21 protein-coding genes are annotated in these 20,233 nt (G+C 30.8%); 14 read left to right on the top strand and 7 right to left on the bottom strand.

The annotated features are described in order from the left end of the window. The first annotated feature begins 5 nt into the window (after positions 1 to 5). The 4 genes from H0I30_RS09100 to H0I30_RS09085 all read left to right on the top strand — a co-directional run bounded on the left by H0I30_RS09100 (position 6) and on the right by H0I30_RS09085 (position 6,547). A complete protein-coding gene (locus H0I30_RS09100; protein ID WP_218771551.1) occupies positions 6 to 1,346 on the top strand; it encodes a TolC family protein in 1,341 nt (446 codons plus the stop codon). Positions 1,347 to 1,357: 11 nt separating this feature from the next. Then, positions 1,358 to 2,524, top strand: a complete 1,167-nt coding sequence (locus H0I30_RS09095) for an efflux RND transporter periplasmic adaptor subunit (RefSeq protein WP_218771550.1) — start codon at positions 1,358 to 1,360, stop codon at positions 2,522 to 2,524. A 21-nt stretch (positions 2,525 to 2,545) separates the two neighbouring features. Continuing rightward, positions 2,546 to 6,007, top strand: a complete 3,462-nt coding sequence (locus H0I30_RS09090) for an efflux RND transporter permease subunit (RefSeq protein WP_218771549.1) — start codon at positions 2,546 to 2,548, stop codon at positions 6,005 to 6,007. 75 nt (positions 6,008 to 6,082) lie between these two features. After that, positions 6,083 to 6,547: a regulatory protein RecX gene (locus tag H0I30_RS09085; RefSeq protein ID WP_218771548.1), complete on the top strand. Its 465-nt coding sequence runs from the start codon at positions 6,083 to 6,085 to the stop codon at positions 6,545 to 6,547. Here H0I30_RS09085 and H0I30_RS09080 read toward each other — a convergent pair. Then, a complete protein-coding gene (locus tag H0I30_RS09080) occupies positions 6,540 to 7,064 on the bottom strand; it encodes a hypothetical protein (protein ID WP_218771547.1) in 525 nt (174 codons plus the stop codon). The two genes, H0I30_RS09085 and H0I30_RS09080, sit on opposite strands and share 8 nt — an antisense overlap. A 180-nt stretch (positions 7,065 to 7,244) precedes the next feature. On the opposite strand from H0I30_RS09080, the gene H0I30_RS09075 reads away from it, so the two are divergent. The 3 genes from H0I30_RS09075 (at position 7,245) to H0I30_RS09065 (ending at position 9,495) form a co-directional block, all read left to right on the top strand. Next, positions 7,245 to 8,213 (top strand): NAD-dependent epimerase/dehydratase family protein, encoded by a 969-nt coding sequence (locus H0I30_RS09075; protein WP_218771546.1) that lies wholly within the window; start codon positions 7,245 to 7,247, stop codon positions 8,211 to 8,213. A 106-nt stretch (positions 8,214 to 8,319) separates the two neighbouring features. Continuing rightward, the gene (locus H0I30_RS09070) at positions 8,320 to 8,910 is read left to right on the top strand and encodes a thioredoxin family protein (RefSeq protein WP_218771545.1); all 591 of its coding nucleotides are present in this window, start codon (positions 8,320 to 8,322) and stop codon (positions 8,908 to 8,910) included. 90 nt (positions 8,911 to 9,000) lie between these two features. Then, a complete protein-coding gene (locus H0I30_RS09065) occupies positions 9,001 to 9,495 on the top strand; it encodes an ABC transporter ATPase (protein ID WP_218771544.1) in 495 nt (164 codons plus the stop codon). A 102-nt stretch (positions 9,496 to 9,597) separates the two neighbouring features. On the opposite strand, the gene truB is transcribed toward H0I30_RS09065, so the two are convergent. The 5 genes from truB to mce form a co-directional block, all read right to left on the bottom strand. Then, positions 9,598 to 10,293, bottom strand: a complete 696-nt coding sequence (truB, locus tag H0I30_RS09060; protein WP_218771543.1) for a tRNA pseudouridine(55) synthase TruB — start codon at positions 10,291 to 10,293, stop codon at positions 9,598 to 9,600. Between the two features lies 1 nt (position 10,294). Then, on the bottom strand, positions 10,295 to 11,089 hold the full coding sequence (locus tag H0I30_RS09055; RefSeq protein WP_218771542.1) for an undecaprenyl-diphosphate phosphatase: 795 nt from the start codon (positions 11,087 to 11,089) through the stop codon (positions 10,295 to 10,297). Between the two features lie 2 nt (positions 11,090 to 11,091). Further along, entirely contained in the window at positions 11,092 to 11,334 is a 243-nt protein-coding gene (locus H0I30_RS09050; RefSeq protein WP_218771541.1) for a DUF3098 domain-containing protein, read from the bottom strand. A 6-nt stretch (positions 11,335 to 11,340) separates the two neighbouring features. Then, entirely contained in the window at positions 11,341 to 12,219 is an 879-nt protein-coding gene (locus tag H0I30_RS09045; RefSeq protein ID WP_218771540.1) for an ABC transporter permease, read from the bottom strand. Positions 12,220 to 12,281: 62 nt separating this feature from the next. After that, positions 12,282 to 12,683 carry a methylmalonyl-CoA epimerase gene (gene mce, locus H0I30_RS09040; RefSeq protein ID WP_218771539.1) on the bottom strand — a complete coding sequence of 134 codons (402 nt, stop codon included), beginning with the start codon at positions 12,681 to 12,683 and terminating at the stop codon, positions 12,282 to 12,284. A 236-nt stretch (positions 12,684 to 12,919) separates the two neighbouring features. On the opposite strand from mce, the gene H0I30_RS09035 reads away from it, so the two are divergent. From H0I30_RS09035 to H0I30_RS09010, 6 genes are read left to right on the top strand one after another with little or no spacing between them, the layout of a single operon-like run. Beyond that, on the top strand, positions 12,920 to 13,603 hold the full coding sequence (locus H0I30_RS09035) for a hypothetical protein (RefSeq protein ID WP_218771538.1): 684 nt from the start codon (positions 12,920 to 12,922) through the stop codon (positions 13,601 to 13,603). A gap of 6 nt (positions 13,604 to 13,609) precedes the next feature. Beyond that, positions 13,610 to 14,224 (top strand): hypothetical protein, encoded by a 615-nt coding sequence (locus H0I30_RS09030; RefSeq protein WP_218771537.1) that lies wholly within the window; start codon positions 13,610 to 13,612, stop codon positions 14,222 to 14,224. Next, positions 14,197 to 14,946, top strand: a complete 750-nt coding sequence (locus tag H0I30_RS09025) for a sensor histidine kinase (protein ID WP_218771536.1) — start codon at positions 14,197 to 14,199, stop codon at positions 14,944 to 14,946. Before H0I30_RS09030 ends, H0I30_RS09025 begins: the two co-directional genes overlap by 28 nt. A 50-nt stretch (positions 14,947 to 14,996) precedes the next feature. After that, positions 14,997 to 15,644, top strand: coding sequence for a response regulator transcription factor (locus H0I30_RS09020; protein ID WP_218773507.1), 648 nt, complete (start codon positions 14,997 to 14,999; stop codon positions 15,642 to 15,644). Positions 15,645 to 15,665: 21 nt separating this feature from the next. Then, positions 15,666 to 16,061 carry a 30S ribosome-binding factor RbfA gene (rbfA, locus tag H0I30_RS09015; RefSeq protein ID WP_218771535.1) on the top strand — a complete coding sequence of 132 codons (396 nt, stop codon included), beginning with the start codon at positions 15,666 to 15,668 and terminating at the stop codon, positions 16,059 to 16,061. A gap of 38 nt (positions 16,062 to 16,099) precedes the next feature. Then, positions 16,100 to 17,302: an ABC transporter permease gene (locus H0I30_RS09010; protein WP_218771534.1), complete on the top strand. Its 1,203-nt coding sequence runs from the start codon at positions 16,100 to 16,102 to the stop codon at positions 17,300 to 17,302. 2 nt (positions 17,303 to 17,304) lie between these two features. Here the strand turns inward: H0I30_RS09010 and dusB are convergent, their stop codons facing one another. Then, entirely contained in the window at positions 17,305 to 18,306 is a 1,002-nt protein-coding gene (gene dusB / locus H0I30_RS09005; RefSeq protein ID WP_218771533.1) for a tRNA dihydrouridine synthase DusB, read from the bottom strand. Between the two features lie 102 nt (positions 18,307 to 18,408). Here dusB and lepA point away from each other — a divergent pair, with 102 nt between their 5' ends. Next, complete coding sequence (lepA, locus tag H0I30_RS09000) at positions 18,409 to 20,205, top strand: translation elongation factor 4 (RefSeq protein ID WP_218771532.1); 1,797 nt, start codon at positions 18,409 to 18,411, stop codon at positions 20,203 to 20,205. Positions 20,206 to 20,233: the final 28 nt, after the last annotated feature.

The raw sequence follows: 20,233 nt of genomic DNA, 5'->3' as shown, positions 1-20,233 counted from the left end.
TAACAATGAGAAAATACATATATAGTGTATTTATATTCTTTTGTACAAGCTTTCTGTTTGCGCAAGAAGAACTTAAAATATCAATGCAAGAAGCTATTGATTATGCAATAAAAAATAATTACGACAATAAGGTTGCTGTAAATAATATTGAAGCAGCTAAAGAAAGAAAATGGGAAACAACAACAATAGGTTTGCCTCAAATAAGTGGTAAAGTAGATTATCAAAATTGGTTGAAACAGCAAGTGTCTTTATTACCTGCTGAGCTTTCAGGAGGAACTCCAGGTACTTTTACTCCGGTTAAATTTGGAACAAAACAAACCATGGATGCTTCTGTAACTTTAAAACAATTAATTTTTGATGGGTCTTATTTAGTGGGATTGCAATCGGCTAAAACTTATTTAAAGATATCTGAACAGGCTAAAGAAAAAACTGAGTTAGCAACAAGAGAAGCTGTTATTAATTCTTACGGAAACGTATTAGTTGTTGAAAGAAATATCGAAATATTAGAGAATAACAGAGATGTTCTTAAAAAGAATTTAGAAGAAACTCAGAAAATTTATAAAAACGGATTAACAGAGTTAGAAGATGTAGAGCAGTTACAAATTACTCTTGGTACTATTGAAAATAATTATAACAATGCTAGAAGAATGAAAAGCATAGCTTATAAAATGTTAAATGTAGCATTAGGTAATTCTATAGAGAAGAAAATTGTTTTAACTGATAATTTAGATAATTTAGTTTTAGCAAACACCGATTTAAGTTTGCTTATAAAATCCTTTAATGTAAAGAGCCATATAGATTTTAAAATGGCTGAAAACGATAAGGAAAGTAAAGCGTTGTTAATGAAATTAGAGCAAAGTAAAGCATTACCAACATTATCAGCCTTTGTAAATTATGGGGCAAACGCAAATGCAAATGACTTTGATTTCTTAAAAGGATCACAAGAATGGTTTGATTATTCATTGTTAGGAGTAAGTTTAAACGTGCCAATATTTAGTAGTTTCGGAAGACGCTCTAAAACAGCAATGGCAAGGATAGAGTTTGAAAATGCGGAGATTAAAAGTGAAAACGTTAGGCAAAATTTAATGTTACAATCAGAAACTGCAAAAAGTGATTATCAATTAAGTATTGAAAGCTTTCAAACGGCAAAGAAAAATTTATCATTAGCAGAAAGAATAGAAAAGAAACAACAGATTAAGTTTTTTGAAGGACTTTCATCAAGTTTCGATTTATTACAAGCGCAAAATCAATTATACACACAACAAAATAATTATGTGCAATCAATGCTTAACGTAATAGCAAGAAAAGCACAGTTAGAAAACGCATTAAACATTCCAATAAAATAAAGTAATAAATAATGAAAAATATATATTCAATTCTTGCAATAACACTTTTCTTAGTTTCTTGCGGAGGTAGTAAAAAGCAATCACTAGAAGACGTAATAGCCTCTAATGATTTAGAGAAAATGCGCGCTAAGAAAACAACATTAAGCGCAGAGGTAAAAGCGTTATCAGAAGATATTAAAACCTTAGATGATAAAATAGCTACCTTAGATAAAACTAAAAAAGTACCTCTAATAACTGTTTTGTCGGCAAAACAAACGGTATTTAATCATTATTTAGAACTACAAGGAGATGTTAAAACAAAACAAAATGTTTTAATATATCCTGAAATGGCAGGGCAACTGACAAAAATTTACGTAAAAGAAGGACAATACGTAAAAGAAGGGCAGGTATTAGCTAAAATTGATGACGGAGGATTGTCTAGTCAATTAGCTCAGATAGAAGTAGAAACTGAATTAGCAAAAACTACTTTTCAGCGTCAACAACGATTATGGGATCAAAAAATAGGTTCAGAAATACAGTTTTTGCAAGCTAAAACTAAATACGAAGCGCAACAAAATGCTGTAAGTCAGTTAAAAAAACAATTAGGTAAATCAATAATAAAAGCACCTTTTACCGGTGTTATAGATGATGTTATAAAAGAACAAGGAGTTGTTGTATCTCCAGGAATGGGAGCAGAGGTTTTTAGAATTGTAAACCTTTCTAATATGTATATAGAAACAGCTGTACCAGAAACGTATATAACATCTATTAAAAAAGGAAAAAGTGTTGATATCGAGTTTCCAATTTTAGGAGAAAAAATCAAATCAAAAGTTCGCCAAGCGGGTAACTTTATAAACCCTGCGAACCGTACTTTTAAAGTAGAAATTGCTGTAGATAATAAAGCAGGTAATATAAAGCCAAACTTAAGTGCTAAACTAAAAATTAACGATTATACGAATGAAGAAGCATTATTGGTTCCTCAAAGCATTATTTCAGAAAATGCAAAAGGTGAACAGTATGTGTATGTTGTTACAGGTTTAAAAGATAAAAGAGGTAAAGCAAAGCAAGTAATTATTGTTACAGGAAAAACACAGGGAGATGTTGTAGAGGTTTTAGAAGGTATTAAAGCCGGTGACCAAATTATTAAAGAAGGAGCTCGTAGTGTTCAAAACGGTCAAGAAGTACAGGTTTTAAACTAATTCACCCATAAAATTATAAATATGTCTAAAAAGAACAAACAGGTGGATAAAGAATTTGGATTATCCTCTTGGGCAATTAATAACAAAACTACAATGTATGTAGTAATGGCTGTTATATTTTACTTAGGTGTTTCTGCTTTTTTTGAAATGCCACGTGAAAGTTTCCCAGAAATTAAAGAAACAAAAATATATATAAGTACTCCGTTTTTTGGAAACACAGCTGAAGATATTGAAAAACTGATTACAGATCCGTTAGAAGAAAAATTAAAAACGGTAAGTAATGTTGTAGAAATAACATCAACATCGCAAGAAGATTACTCGATGGTAATTGTTGAGTTTGATGAAAATATTGAGGTAAAAGACGCCAAACAAAAGGTAAAAGATGAAATAGATTCGGAAACATCTGGTGAAGATTGGCCAACATTTAACGGAGCTAAGGTAGAACCAAATGTTTTTGCTTTAAGTATGAGTGAAGAAATGCCAATACTTAATATTAATATTTCTGGTGATTATCCTATAGGAAAGTTAAAAGAATTTGGTGAATATCTTCAGGATGAAATAGAAGGGTTGCAAGAAATTAAACAAGTAGATATTCGTGGTGTACAAGACAAAGAAGTTGAAGTTGCTGTAGATATTTATAAAATGCAAGCAGCAAAAGTTAGCTTTAGTGATATCATAAATACAATTAACGGTGGTAACTCTACAATGTCTGCAGGTAACTTAATTACTAGTGGGCAGCGCCGTACGATTCGTATTCTAGGAGAAATAGATAAACCATCTGATTTAGAAGACTTTGTTGTAAAATCAGAAAAAGGGAACCCTATTTATTTAAAAGACGTTGCTGAGGTGTTTTTTAAAGAAAAAGACGTTACAACCTATGCAAGACAGTATGGGGAGCAAGTTATTATGCTAGATGTTAAAAAGCGTGCTGGTTCTAATATGGTTGCTGCTGCAGAGCAGATTCAAAAAATGGTAGAAGATGCTAAAGAGAATGTATTTCCTAAAGATTTGGAGGTTGCTATTGCTAATGATCAATCTTCGGTAACAATTGCTGCAGTTGATGACTTGGTGAATAATATTATTTTCGGAGTTATTTTGGTGGTAATCGTCTTAATGTTTTTCTTAGGATTTAAAAACGCCATTTTCGTAGGTTTTGCAATTCCGATGTCGATGTTTATGTCGCTTATGATTTTAAATATGTTAGGCTATACATTAAATACCATGATTCTTTTCGGATTGATTATGGGATTAGGAATGCTAGTAGATAACGGTATTGTAGTTGTAGAAAACGTATATCGTTTAATGGATGAGGAAGGAATGAGTAGAACCGAAGCAGCTAAAAAAGGTATCGGAGAAATTGCTTTTCCTATTATTATATCAACAGCAACAACGGTAGCCGCTTTTATTCCTTTAGGTTTATGGCCAGGAGTAATGGGAGAGTTCATGAAACTTTTACCAATAACCTTGGCAGTTGTATTAACTTCATCATTAGTAGTAGCCATCTTTTTTAACTCTGTTTTAGTTTCTAACTTTATGAGTACAGAAGATAAAGATATGCCACTAAAGAAAATAATTACAATGACAGTAATTATAGCTGTAATTGGAATTTTAGTATTCATTATAGGGGGAACGTATAGAGGTTTAGGAACATTAATGTTTTTTACAGCAATAATGCTTTGGGCATATAGATTGTTTTTACGTAATTGGGCAAACTCTTTTCAAACAAAGGTTTTACCGCGTTTAGAAAATTGGTATGAACGTCAGTTGCGTAGAGCTTTATCTAAATCGGCACCATATTGGCTAATAGGAGGTACGTTTGCATTGCTTATTATCTCTTTTATTGCTTTCGGAGCTTCATTAGCTTCGCAACGTACTAAAGTTGAGTTTTTTCCTGATAATAAGCCAAATCAAATTATTGTTTATATCGAATATCCGCAAGGAACAGATATCGAAAAGACAAATAAAATTACCAAGCAAATAGAAAAAAAGGTTGCCGTTGTTTTAAATGATTCGCAATATACAGATGGTGATTATAACTTTCTAGTAGAAAGTACCGTTTCCCAAGTTGGTGAAGGTGCCGGAAACCCAGCAGTTGATGCCGGTTCTAGTGGAGAGTTGCCTCATAAAGGAAAAATAACAGCTTCTATGCGAGAATTTAAATATCGTAGAGGAGCCGATAGTGAATTGTTACGTCAAAAAGTGCAAGAAGCGCTAGTAGGTATTTATCCAGGGGTTTTAATTTCTGTAGAAAAAGATGCTAATGGGCCACCAGCAGGGGCGCCAATAAATATTGAAATTGAAGGAAATGATTATAGCGAGTTAATTGCTGTTGCAGAAAGAATGAGAGATTTTATAACTTCTAAAAATATTCCAGGAGTAGATGAAATTAAGATAGATGTAAATAAAGATAAACCAGGAATGCAAGTTCTTGTAGATCGAAAAAAAGCTGGTGAATTAGGTGTAAGTGCATCACAAGTAGGGCAGCAAATTCGTAATTCTATTTTTGGATCTAAGGCAGGTATTTATAAAGAAGATGGTGAAGATTATGACATATATGTGCGTTTTAATGAAGCAAACAGGTATAACACAAGCGCTATCTTTAATCAAAAAATTACATTTAGAGATAATACGGGTGGTTTAAAAGAAATTCCAATATCTGCAGTAGCAGAACATAGTAATAACTCTGGATTTAGCGCTATTAAGCACAAAGATTTAAAGCGAGTTGTAACTGTTTATTCTCAGTTGTCACCTGGTTTTACAGATGCAGGTGCAATTGTAAACCAAGTGCAAAACGAAATGAAGTCTTTTGAAGGAATGCCAAAAGGTATTAAAATAGATTATACAGGGCAAATTGAAGAGCAAAACAAGCAAATGGCTTTTTTAATGGGGGCATTATTAACAGGTTTAGGTTTAATTTTCTTCATATTAATTTTCCAGTTTAACTCAATTTCAAGACCAACCATTATTATGATTTCAATATTGTTAAGTCTTATCGGTGTATTTGGAGGAATGGTAATTACAGGATCGGCATTTGTTATTATGATGACCATGATGGGAATTATTTCGTTAGCAGGTATTGTAGTAAATAACGGAGTGGTATTATTGGATTATGCACAGTTATTAATTGATAGAAAGAAAAATGTTTTAGGTTTGGATGAAGATTCTTACCTAGAAAAAGAGGATTTATTTGAAGCAATTGTTAAAGCGGGTAAAGCACGTTTACGTCCGGTGTTATTAACGGCAATTACAACTGTTTTAGGTTTAATTCCGTTAGCAATCGGACTTAACATTAATTTTTTCTCGTTGTTTGCAGAATTTGACCCTAAGATATATATGGGAGGAGATAACGTTGTTTTCTGGGGCCCATTAGCATGGACTGTAATATATGGTTTGTTAATAGCTACTTTTTTAACGCTAATTGCAGTACCAATATTATTATTCTTAATTATCCAATTTAAAATGTGGACAAAGAGAAATATATAACTTGTTTTTTAGTTTTTGTTAATCAAAAAGAGATGAAAGTATTTATACTTTCATCTCTTTTTTTATTTTTGAGCTATGGATAAAAAAGTTTTTACTGTTGATGAGGTTAAGCGAAAAATGGAACATTATTGCGCCTACCAAGATCGCTGTCATAAAGAAGTAGAAAATAAATTAAGAGAATACAGTATAATTCCAGAAGCCATAGAAATGATTCTTTTAAGTTTGTTAAAAGATAATTTTTTAAATGAAGAACGCTTTTCTAAAAGCTATGCGAGAGGGAAGTTCAGAATTAAAAAATGGGGAAAACAACGAATTGTTAGAGAGTTAAAATATAGAAACATATCAGCATACAATATAAAAACAGCATTAAAAGAAATCAATGAACAAGAGTATATTACAACTTTATACAGTTTATTAGATAAAAAAAATGATTTAGTAACTGAAGCGAATGAGTTTAAGAGAAAAAAGAAAATAGCAGATTACTTATTGTATAGAGGTTTTGAAAGTAACTTAGTATATGAGGCTTTAAAAACTATTTAAAATTAAATAAGCTATCTAATTTTATAGCTTTATCGAATCTTTGTTTTGCGTAAACAGTATTTATTTTGGTATTCATACTACCATAAAGCGAAAACACTTTTGCTAGTTGCGTATTTATTTCAGTAGCTGTAATCGCCGGAATATAAGTCATATCAGCCAATCTTAAAACTTCATTTTCAAAAACATTCACACGGGCTTTAAAAGCAGGTGTTTTAAGTGTTTTTATATTTAAGCTATCCTTTAGTTGCTTTGTTAGTTTTTTTAATTCAATAGCATTGTTTAATGCTTCAACAGGAGTTGTTTTTTCTAGTTTCTGCAGGAAATCAGCAGTTATAAAATATTCTTTCCATAACTTTATTTCTTTCGAAGAAGCATCATCTAAACGTGCGTATTTAGAGTTATTAATAACAACATCCATTGTTGGTTTTTTAACAGCTTCATTTTTTTTAATATCTTTTTTCTGGCAAGAAAAAGAGATTAAAAAAAAAGAAAAGAAAATAAATAAAAAGTATCTCATCACTAAAAATTGAAGTGATAAAAGTACATATTTTACTTGGTTTATGAATAAGAACAAAATTATAAGTTTGTAATCAGAAGTTTATGTTGTTATTTTGTTGATAATTAAAAAAGTAGAAATATTTTTTACGAATTATGAAATTTAATAACTTTGCAATCCTATATTTTTGAACTTTTAAGAATGAATGATACTATATTAATTTTAGGTGCTTGCGGGCAAATCGGAACAGAACTAACGCAAAAGCTACGCGCTCTTTACGGAAGAGACAATGTAATAGCTTCTGATATTAGAGAAGGAAACCAAGAAATGATGAGTTCTGGACCTTTCGAAATTATTGATGCTACAAGCAAAGAACGAATTTTTGAAGTCGTTGAAAAATATAAAGTAACGCAAGTGTATTTAATGGCAGCAATGCTATCTGCAACTGCAGAGAAACATCCTTTAAAAGGATGGGATTTAAATATGACGTCTTTATTAGCTGTTTTAGAGCTGGCAAGAGAAAAACATATTCAAAAAGTATATTGGCCAAGCTCAATGGCTTCATTTGGTCCTACATCACCAAAAATTAATACGCCTCAGCAAACAATTATGGAGCCGTCAACAGTTTACGGAATCAGTAAAGTGGCTGGTGAACATTGGTGTAATTACTACCATGAAAAATATGGAGTAGATGTTCGTAGTATCCGTTATCCTGGTATTATTAGTTGGAAAACGTTGCCTGGAGGAGGAACAACAGATTATGCAGTTGATATTTATTTTGATGCCATAAAAAACGGAACTTATGAATGTTTTTTATCAGAAAATACACGTTTACCAATGATGTATATGGATGATGCTATTAACGCAACCGTTCAAATTATGCAAGCTGATGCAGATAAGATAAAAACAAGAACATCTTATAATTTAGCCGCAATTAGTTTTACGCCAAAAGAAATTGCCGCTGAAATTAAAAAACACATTCCTGAGTTTGAAATTAGTTATAAACCAGATTTTAGACAAGCAATTGCTGATAGCTGGCCTCAAATTATAGACGATTCTCACGCAAGAAAAGATTGGGGATGGCAGCATAAGTTCGATTTAACTTCTATGACAAATGATATTGTTACGAGTTTAAAAACGCTAGAAAAACAAAAGCTAGAGGAAGTGTAAGTTTTTAAAGTTAAGAGCGTCTATAATATCGCTCTTTTAAGTATTGTAATCTAGGTTGCAAGGTCTTTAAAAGAGAACAAAGCATTTATATTATAAGATAAGCAAGATGAAAGAAATTATAGAAAATAGTTTAGAAAAAGCCATTTCATATTCAGAATATAGAGTTTTAGTAAAAAACTTATTAGATGAAGGTAAATCAACAGGACCAAAACAGTCTGACGATTTATTAAATTATAGTTTGTTAAACGATAAACGAATGAAGCGTTTAGATAAAACTATAAAAATTTCTGAGAATACCGCAGCTAAGCTTAAGGAAATTAAAGAGCCTCAAACTTGGTTGGTTTTAACAGAAGGTTGGTGTGGTGATGCTGCTCAAAACTTACCTGTTATCAATAAAATTGCTGAAGAAAATTCAAATATTCAATTAAAACTTGTTTTAAGGGATGAAAATCTTGAGCTGATGGATGAGTTTTTAACCAACGGCGGTAGATCGATACCTAAATTAATAGCTTTAAATAAGAATAATGAAGTTATTGATACTTGGGGTCCAAGACCAGTTATTGCTACTAAAATGGTAGCTGATTATAAGGCGAAACATGGTAGTTTAGATGCTGATTTTAAAAAAGACTTACAGGTTTGGTATAATAAAAATAAGGGTGAAGATGTTCAGGAAAATCTTGTTTCATTTTTAAAATAACAATCGTTTTTTATAAATAATAAATCTCCTTTTTGATTCTCAAGAAGGAGGTTTTGTTTTCTGTATATTTGTGGTTTAGAAAAAATAAATATGTTAGTAGATTTTAATAGTTTATCAGAAGATGCAAAGGTTTGGATTTATCCTTGTAGTAGAAAATTTTATCCGAAGGAAATAGATGGATTAAATGAGCAGTTAAAAACTTTTACTGAAAACTGGAAATCAGATGATGAGAATTTTAAAGCCTCATTTGATGTAAAATATAATCGTTTTATTATTTTTTCTGCGGAAGAAGATGTAGACTTGTCTAATGCAGATATTGATACACAAGTTGGTTTTATATTGCAATTACAACAACAATACGAGGTTGAATTGTTAGATAGAATGAATGTGTGTTTTAAGCAAGGTGAATATACGCAGTATAAAGAGCTGAAAGACTTTAAAAAGTTGATTAAAAATAGAGCGGTAACAGAAAAAACAATTGTTTTTGATAATTTAATTCAAACAAAACAAGAGTTAGAGAGCCATTGGGAAGTGCCAATTTTAGAAAGTTGGTATAATCGATTTTTAAAGAAGAAGAAGTCATAATACACTTTTATCTATCTTAATTAATTGAAAAAAGACTTGAATATCAATTTAATAAATATTGATATTCAAGTCTTTTTTTATGATGTTAATTTGGTGCGAGCTCTATTCAGCTTCTAAAGACTTAATAAAAGCATCTACACTTACTGCGTTTTCAACATGAAAATCACCAATTTTAGTTCTTCTTAATGCTGATAAATGAGCTCCTGAATTTAATGCAACTCCAAAATCGTATGCTAAAGAACGAATATAGGTTCCTTTACTACAAACAACTCTAAAATCAAGATTGTTAGCATTAATATTTGTTATTTCAAATACAGGGATCGTAACTTCTCTCGATTTTATTTCGGTAGTTTCACCTTTTCTTGCTAGCTCGTATAAACGTTTTCCTTCTTTTTTTATTGCAGAAAAAATAGGTGGTTTTTGCTGAATTACTCCTGTAAACTGTTTAGTTGTTTCGTGAATTAATTCATCAGTAATATGATCGGTAGCAAAGGTTTCATTTATCTCAGTTTCTAAATCATAACTTGGTGTTGTTCCGCCCAAAGTGATAGTGCCTGTATATTCTTTTATTTGACCTTGATACGTATCAATTATCTTCGTTTTTTTACCTGTACAAATAATTAGTAAACCAGTTGCTAATGGATCTAAAGTACCTGCGTGCCCAACTTTTATTTTTTTGATATTATATCGTTGTCTTATTTCCCAACGCAGTTTATTAACCACCTGAAAAGAAGTCCATTTTAATGGTTTATCAATCAATAAAACTTGTCCGTTTTTGTAATCTTCTTCCGTTTTCATATTAGTTTAATAAAGAGTATCCGATAGCGATTAATCCTACAATCGCACAGTAAATAGAAAAGTATGATAATTTGCTTTTTTTAACGAGTGCAATCATCCAATTACAAGCAACTAAACCTGCTAAAAAAGCAGCGATAAACCCTGCTGATATTGGAGCGATTTCAGAAGATTGAAAATTAATATCTCCGCTAAGTAAGTCTTTTGCTATTTTACCGAAGATAAGTGGCACTACCATTAAAAATGAAAATCGAGCTGCTTTACTACGATCAATACCAAGTAAAACAGATGTAGAAATAGTTGCTCCTGATCGAGAAATACCAGGTAACATTGCAATAGCTTGAGAAATACCTATAATTAATGAGCTATTAAAAGATACTTCCTTGTTGGTGTTCTGAGCTTTATCAGCAAATAATAATAACACAGCAGTAACTAATAACATAATACCTACAAATAGTATTTTCCCACCGAAAAAAGATTCTAATTGTTCTTCAAATAATAATCCGATAATTACGGCCGGAATCATAGAAAGAATAATTTTTAATGAAAATTTCATTTCTTTATTCCATTTAAATTGGAACAATCCTTTAAAAATCTCAGCAACTTCTTTTCTAAAAACAACTAAAGTACTTAAAGCAGTAGCAAAATGCAGTACAACAGTAAATGTTAAGCTTTCTTCGGGTACAGATGTATCTCCTAAAATAGCTTTAGCAAGTTCTAAATGCCCACTTGATGACACTGGTAAAAACTCGGTAAGACCTTGAATAATTCCAAGAATAATAGCTTCTAATAAATCCATGCTTATTTTTTAGGGTTGGCAAAAATAGCATAAATTTCGATACCTAAACCAATAAGAACTAAAGTTGGTGCCAAACGAATTCTACGCCAATTATAAATTTCTTTATTAAACACATTTGGGTCGTCGCTACCACCACCGGCCATTAAAATAAAGCCTAAAGCAATAACAGCTAAACCTATTAGCATAAAGATGTAATTTCGTTTGCCGAATAAAAATTCTTGTTTCGGTGTGTTTTCTTTTTTCATATAATCTTAGTAATACAAATCGTTCGTTTGTAAGTTTAAAAAACGTTGTGTGGCAAAAAAGGTACTTATCCATGTAATAAAAAAGGCTGTGAATAAAACACCACCAGCTACATAGGTTAAAGAAACATAATCGGTTAATAACTCTAAAGACGGTATGTATTTATTGGTATAATAAATTACAATCGCCAAGCCGATTAAAGAAATAAAAGCACCTAAAACACCTAGTTTTATACTTTGCCAAATAAAAGGTTTACGAATAAAGCTTTTGGTAGCACCAACCATTTGCATGGTTTTAATATTAAATCTTTTTGAGTATATAGATAAACGAATAGAGCTATTGATTAAGATTATAGCCACTAAAGCAAAAAAACCGCTTAAAACTAATAACCAAAAGCTGATTTTTTTAATGTTTTTTGTTAGTAATTGAACCAAAGGTTTGTCGTAATTTACTTCTCCAACAAATTTATTTTTATCAAACGATTTTTTAATTTCATCCATTTTTTCAGGAGTAACAAAAGCAGCTTTTAAATAGATGTCTATTCCGTTTTTAAGAGGGTTATCTCCTAGAAACTTTAAAAAATCTTCCCCTAAATCTTTTTTGTAGGTTTTAGCGGCTTCATCTTTAGTTATATAAACTACTTTATTAGTGAAGTTTTCTTTTTTAAGTGTTTCCTTAAATTTAGTTACTTGCTTTTCGGTTACATCATCTTTTAAGAATAAGGTCATCACAACTTTTTCTTTAAAATGATTTGCTACTTTGGTGGATTTTAGTAAAATTAAACCTAAAATTCCCATCATAAAAAGTACCAATGCAATACTTACAACTACAGAAACATACGATGATTGTAAACGGCGTTTTTGAAAAGAATCAAAAGAGTTTGTCATTGTTTAATATGCTTTTTAGACTTTGCAAGATACAAATATTTAGGAAGTTTTAAATGAATGGATTATTCGATTTCTTGACATAATTCAATTAAAACTCCATTTGTTGTTTTAGGGTGTAAAAAAGCAACTAATTTATTGTCAGCACCTTTTTTAGGAGTTTCGTTTAGTACCGTAAAACCCTCTTCTTGTAAGCGCTTTATTTCTGCCTTAATATCACTAACAGCAAAAGCAATGTGGTGAACGCCTTCACCTTTTTTCTCTATAAATTTAGCTATTGGGCTATCTGTCTTTGTGGCTTCTAATAATTCTATCTTGTTAGGACCAGATTTAAAAAAAGAAGTTTTTACACCTTCACTAGCTACTTCTTCGGTTTTATAATGAGGTTTTCCGAAAAGAGCAGCAAATAATTCATTTGATTTTTCTAAATCTTTAACGGCAATACCAATGTGTTCTATTTTATTCATTTGGTAAAAATAATAAAATCTATTGGTTATAAGAATAATGATAAAACAAGAGTGTATCGTATGAAAAATAAATGGTTTAATCATTGGTCTTCTTAAGGTGTTTTTCCTGTTTATTAAAAATAAAATTTTAATAATATGTTGATTTGTTGCTGTTTGTAAGCTCTGTATTGTGTTAAGAACCCCTTTGTTAAAAAATAACACACTATATTTAAAAAGTATTTAGAAATTTATTTATTATGAAGAAAGCTAGTTTATTAAAGTTATTTATTCTTGTTTATGCATTGATTTTTATAGCCTGTATGATTTCTTGTGAAAAACATGAATGTAAATGTGAGCATGAAGGTGATCAAACACCAGAAGGTACTTTTTGTTATATTGATGAAGGAAGAACAAAAGAGATGTTAAACTATACAGAAATTGTGGCAATGTTAAAAAGCTATGATACTACACGTATTGCACCTTTAGAAAAAGCGCTAGGATATGAAGATTCTCGTATTAATAATTATAATTTTATTCAGTTTAAAAAGTATTTAGGAAGAATTGAAAACTTAAGTAAAAAGGCTAAAATAAATATAACAGGTATTAGTTTTATAGCAGCAGCCAAATCAAACTACAGTAATACAGGTAAAAGTTATCAAGATTTAATTTATATACCTACTACAACTGTTAATGGTAAGCAAATAGCTTTTGATCCTGTGCAGTCTGCTAAACAAGGTAAGTTAGTTACATTTAAAGAAATGCTTGCTTTAAATGGTTATAAATGGATTTATGATACAAAAGATGACTTTGAAGCAGGAAAAAGAAAAAATTATGATTATGGTTTAAAAACATTAAATAAAAATAAAGAAAGTACGCTATTAGGAGAAGACGAGTTAAGTGGAGTGGGAAATAAAGGAACCCTAACACCTCCTTTTAATTAAACAAAAATGGATTTATTAAGTAGTTTAAGTTTACTATCGCAATATATAACTGCCATACTAAGTATAATGTTTTTTTTGCAAACAAAAAAAACATTTGCAAAGTGGCTTGCCTTACTTTTAATAATAACTGTTATTGTAGAGTCGATAGGTGCTTATTGTATTATTACAGAGAAACCTGTTTTTTTACACCATCAGGTATATATATTATTAGAGTTAATAATAATTCGTAAAATGTATAATGGTTTAATTAAAGATAAAGCATGGTTAAAATTATCTAATTTTTTTTTAATAGCTTTTTTAGTGATTTGGTTTTTAATACTGTATAGGAAGAACTTCTTTTATACTGCTATAATTATCGGAGCAATTAATATAGGCTTGTTAGTTTTTCTTTATCTAAGAGAATTGTTACTGTCTGATGAAATTTTAAATTATAAAAAAATGCTTTCTTTTTGGGTTTCAGTAGGTTTTTTAGTTTTTTATTTACCTTCAATACCTTTTTTTAGTTTAGTTGGTTACATGAAAAGTAGAGATTTATTTCCTGTTTTAAATATTTTAATTATTATTATGAATATTATTATTTCATTTGGTTTAATATGGAGCAAGAAGAAGGAAGAATATTAGTAATTACAACTCTTGTTTTAATGGCAATTATAATCTTTGTAATTGTTTTATTTACAGTTTTTCAACGTCGTAAAAATAAATTATTATTAGAAAGAGAAGAGGATAGAAAACGCTATGAAAAAGAAATCGCAGAAACTCAAATAGAAATACGGGAAGAAACTTTGCGGAATATTAGTTGGGAATTACATGATAATATCGGGCAGCTTTTAACTTTAGCAAAGATACAAATGCAGCATGCTTCTCCTGAAAACATAAGTGAAATATCAGATACTATCACAAAAAGTTTAGCAGAAATAAGAGCGTTGTCTAAGTCAATCAATCCAGATTTTATAAAAAACATAAAATTAATGGAAGCTTTAAAATTAGAAATAGAACGATTTAATCGATTAAATTATATAGAATCAAGTTTAACGATTACTGGAAAAGAAACAAGAATAAATCAGAAGCATGAAATTATAATTTTTAGAATGCTACAAGAATTTTTTTCAAATACGATAAAACACTCTAAAGCCTCTAAGCTAGATGTTTCTATATCTTATGGCAAAGATGTTATAAAAATTATTTCTAAAGATAATGGTATTGGTTTTGAAGCGAATAAAAACGGGCTTAAAGGTATTGGTTTACAAAATATAAAAGCCAGAGCTAAATTAATAAAAGCAGAAGTTAAAATGGAATCAGAACTTAAAAAAGGAACAAGTTTAATAATAAATTATTATATTTAGAGAACCAAGTGTAATTTCCCCTACAACATACTACTAACGAAACCTACGTAATTATGAAATACTCAGTCGTAGTTGTAGACGATCATACGTTATTGTCACAAGCTATTGAAGGAATGGTAAATACTTTTGATAAATTTAAAGTATTATACACCTGCAAAAACGGTAAAGAAGTTGCCGATAAATTTTCAACATCACCTAAGAATATACCCGATATTGTTTTAGTAGACGTAAACATGCCTATTATGAATGGTATTGAAACTACAGAGTGGATTGTAGAGCATCACCCAGAGGTACATGTAATGGCATTGTCGGTAGAAGATGCAGATAATACTATTTTAAAGATGCTAAAAGCAGGAGCTGTTGGATATTTACTTAAAGATACTCAAAAAGGAGTGTTAGAAAAAGCATTATTAGAAATGATGGAAAATGGTTTTTATCATACAAAAAACGTAACAACATTATTATTAGATTCTGTTTCAGGAAAAAATGGAAAAAACAATGTGTGTTTTAAAGACAATGAGATGAAGTTCATGAAGTTAGCTTGTTCTGAATTAACTTATAAAGAGATTGCCGAAAAAATGTTTTTAAGTCCAAAAACTATCGATGGTTACCGTGATAGCTTATTCACAAAACTTAATGTTAGAAATAGGGTTGGCTTAGTAATATACGCCGTGAAAAATAAAATTTACACTCCGTAATTTTATCCGTAAATTTGCAACATGGAAGAAACTAATAGACAACGAAAAATTGCAGGAGTATTGCAAGAAGATTTGGTAGATGTTTTACAACGTGCTGCACAAGATGGAATGAAGGGTGTAATAATATCTGTATCTAAAGTTTCGGTTACTGCCGATTTAGGAGTTGCAAAAGTATATTTAAGCGTCTTTCCTTCTGATAAAAGAGATGAAATTGTTGATGGAGTAAAATCTAATACACCATTAATTCGTCATGAAATGGCGAAAAGAACAAGACATCAATTAAGAAGAATGCCAGAATTATTGTTTTTTGGTGATGATAGTTTAGATTATATCGAAGACATTGATAAGTCTTTAAAAGGTGATGATGTAGATCCTATTAAAAATCCAGATGTTTTACCACGTCGTCAAAAACGGTAATAAATTTTATTTAAATTATTAATTAAGATTTATTAAAATTGAAATTCTCCTTATACATCGCTAAAAGATACTTGTTTTCTAAAACAAGCACCAATGCCATAAATATAATTACATTTATTGCAGTTTTTGGTGTTGTTGTTGGGGCTTTAGCTTTGTTTGTTATTTTATCGGGGTATTCAGGTTTAAGAACCTTTAGTGATTCTTTACTTAAAGTATCAGATCCTGATATAAAAATAACAGTTGTAAAAGGGAAATCTTTTAAGTATTCTGATGAAATTCATCAAGAGTTACTTCAGAATACTCAAATAAAAGCAATTTCAAAAACAATAGAAGAACGTGTTTTTTTACAATATAAAGATAAAAATCAAGTTGCTTTTATAAAAGGTGTTGATGAAAATTATAAGGATATAATCCCTATAGATACTTTGTTAGCGCTGGGAACTTGGGTAGATCCTGAGTTTAAAAATACAGCCGTTATAGGTTACGGAATTTCATATAAACTCTCACTTAATGTTGCAAATTTTGGTGAGCCATTACAAATAATGGTGCCAAAACCAGGTAAAGGGTTTGTAAATGTAAACAATGCCTTTCGTTCAATTTCTACACAGGTAATTGGTGCCTATTCCGGGCCAGAAGAATTTCAGAATAAATACGTTTTTACAGAGTTGTCTTCTGCGCAAGAGTTGTTGAATTATGATGAAAATCAAATTTCAGGAATAGAGCTCAAGTTAAAAAAGGATGTTAATTCAGATGATTTTCAAGAAAAATTACAAGATGATTTAGGTGCTACTTTTAGTGTTAAAACAAGAGCGCAATTAAATGCCTTGTATTATAAAGTAATAAATACCGAGCGATTTATTTCGTATTTAATTTTTACTTTAATACTCGCAATAGCCCTATTTAATGTAATAGGATCAATAATTATGATGATTATTGATAAAAGAAAAAACCTTAAAACATTATTTAATTTAGGAGCAAGTATCGATGATATAAAAAAAATATTTGTGCTACAAGGTTTTTTGTTAACAATTGTTGGTATGATAGTAGGTGTCGCTATTGGTGTTTTACTGGTGTTAATACAGCAACGTTACGAGCTATTTATGATTACAGAGAGTTTAGCTTACCCAGTTGAATTTAGATGGACGAATCTATTAGTTGTAATATTTACAATTTCAATACTGGGCTTTATAGCATCTAAGGTAGCAAGTTCAAGAATCTCTAAAGATTTTATAGAAAAATAAATTTACCTTATTTCAGGGATAATCATATTACCAAACTTAGCTTCCACTTCATCAAAAGCAGCAAAAACATCTTTTGCGTCATCAGAAGTTACCATTTTCATACGGTATTCTTTAAAATGTGGTATTCCTTTAAAATAGTTAGTATAATGTCTTCTGGTTTCAAAAACGCCCAATACAGGTCCTTTCCAATCAATAGCCATTTGTAAATGTCTACGAGCGGTTTGTACTCGTTGTGCAATGGTTGGTTTTGCTAGGTATTCACCCGTTTTAAAATAGTGCTTTACTTCATTAAAAAACCAAGGATAACCAATAGAAGCCCTGCCAATCATACAGCCGTCTAAGCCATATTTATCGCGCATTTCCATAGCTTTTTCTGGCGAAGTAACGTCGCCGTTTCCAAACACAGGAATGTGCATTCTTTGATTATTTTTAACTTGAGCAATTGGTGCCCAATCGGCATCACCTTTATACATTTGTGCACGCGTACGACCGTGAATGGAAATTGCAGCACAGCCAACATCTTGTAAACGCTCGGCAACTTCTATTATTTTAATAGAATCATGATCCCAACCTAAACGTGTTTTTACGGTAACAGGCAAATTGGTGTGTTTTACCATTGCCTCAGTAAGAGAAACCATTAAATCGATATCTTTTAAAATTCCTGCACCAGCACCTTTAGAAACTACTTTTTTAACAGGGCACCCGAAGTTAATGTCAATAATATCAGGGTTCGACTTTTCTACAATTTCAACCGTTTTTAACATTGATTCTAAGTTTGCACCGAAAATCTGAATTCCAACAGGACGCTCTTTTTCGTAAATATCTAACTTCATTACGCTTTTTGCAGCGTCGCGAATTAGTCCTTCCGAAGAAATAAACTCAGTATAAACAACATCAGCACCGTTCTCTTTGCACAATGCTCTAAACGGTGGATCACTCACATCTTCCATCGGCGCTAATAATAGCGGAAAATCAGGAAGTTCTATATTACCAATTTTTACCATGCTGCAAAGTTACTTTTTATTTTTTATTGAATAAATATTTAATTGTACAACGTTTTTCAATAAAGTATCTTTGTCAGTCATAAGAGGCTAGAAATACGACGCATGAAGAAAATAAGAAATTTTTGCATTATTGCACATATTGATCACGGTAAGAGTACACTTGCCGATAGATTACTAGATTATACAGGAGCGGTAACAGAGAGAGAAAAAAAATCGCAGTTATTAGATAGTATGGATTTAGAGCGTGAACGTGGTATTACCATTAAGTCGCACGCAATACAAATGGAATATACGTTTGAGGGTGAAGATTATATTTTAAATTTAATTGATACACCTGGGCACGTAGACTTTTCTTACGAAGTATCTCGTTCTATAGCAGCTTGTGAAGGTGCTTTGTTAATTGTTGATGCAGCCCAAAGTATTCAGGCACAAACAATTTCTAATTTATATTTAGCTTTAGATAATGATTTGGAAATTATTCCGGTTTTAAATAAAGTTGATTTACCATCTGCAAACCCAGAAGAAGTTACAGATGATATTGTAGATTTATTAGGTTGTGAGCCAGAAGATGTAATTCACGCAAGTGGAAAAACAGGTTTTGGAGTTGAGAACATTTTAGAAGCAATTATTAAAAAAGTTCCGGCACCAACAGGAAATCCTGATGCACCACTAAAAGCATTAATTTTCGATTCTGTTTATAATTCTTACAGAGGAATTGAAACTTATTTTAGAGTTATTGATGGTTCTATTAAAAAGAACCAGCGTATCAAATTTATGTCTACCGAAAAAGAATACGGTGCGGATGAGGTTGGTACTTTAAAATTAGAACAAGTTGTAAGGCAAGAGGTAAAAACGGGAGACGTAGGGTATTTAATAACAGGAATTAAAGCAGCTAAGGAAGTAAAGGTAGGAGATACAATTACAGATTTTGAAAATCCGACAACTGATCGTATTGATGGGTTTGAAGATGTAAAACCAATGGTTTTTGCTGGAATTTATCCTGTTGATACTGAAGATTACGAAGAGTTACGTAATTCAATGGAAAAGTTACAGTTAAATGATGCTTCTTTAGTTTTTCAACCAGAAAGTTCGGCAGCATTAGGTTTTGGTTTTCGATGTGGGTTTTTAGGAATGTTACATATGGAAATTATTCAAGAGCGTTTAGAACGTGAATTTAACATGACTGTAATTACGACAGTGCCAAACGTTTCTTATCACGCATACACAAAGAAAAATCCGACGGAAATAGTTTTGTTAAATAATCCAACAGATTTACCAGATCCGTCTAGATTAGAGAAAGTTGAAGAGCCTTTTATTAAAGCATCAATAATTACAAAATCTGATTTTGTCGGACAAGTAATGTCACTTTGTATAGAGAAAAGGGGGGAAATCGTAAATCAAACTTATTTAACTACAGAAAGGGTAGAGTTAATTTTTGATATGCCTTTGGCAGAAATTGTTTTCGATTTCTATGATCGATTAAAAACTGTTTCTAAAGGATATGCATCATTTGATTATTCTCCGATAGGAATGCGTACTTCTAAATTAGTTCGTGTAGATATTTTACTAAATGGTTCTCCGGTAGATGCTTTGTCAGCATTATTACACGCCGATAATGCCTATACAATTGGTAAAAAAATAGTAGAAAAACTAAAAACTTTAATACCAAGACAACAGTTTGATATTCCGATTCAGGCTGCAATTGGAGCAAAAATTATAGCAAGAGAAACTACCAAAGCTTTGCGTAAAGATGTAACAGCAAAATGTTATGGTGGAGATATTTCTCGTAAACGTAAGTTATTAGAAAAGCAAAAGAAAGGTAAGAAAAGAATGCGTCAGGTTGGTAATGTAGAAATTCCACAAGAAGCATTTATGGCAGTTTTAAAGTTGAATGATTAAGTTTTAAGGCTACATATATAAGTATAAA

Source organism: Tenacibaculum sp. AHE14PA (assembly GCF_019278465.1).
Classification (GTDB): Bacteria; Bacteroidota; Bacteroidia; order Flavobacteriales; family Flavobacteriaceae; genus Polaribacter; species Polaribacter bernardetii.
The sequence above is the reverse complement of the archived record's forward strand: the minus strand, read 5'-3'. Positions and strand labels throughout refer to the sequence as shown.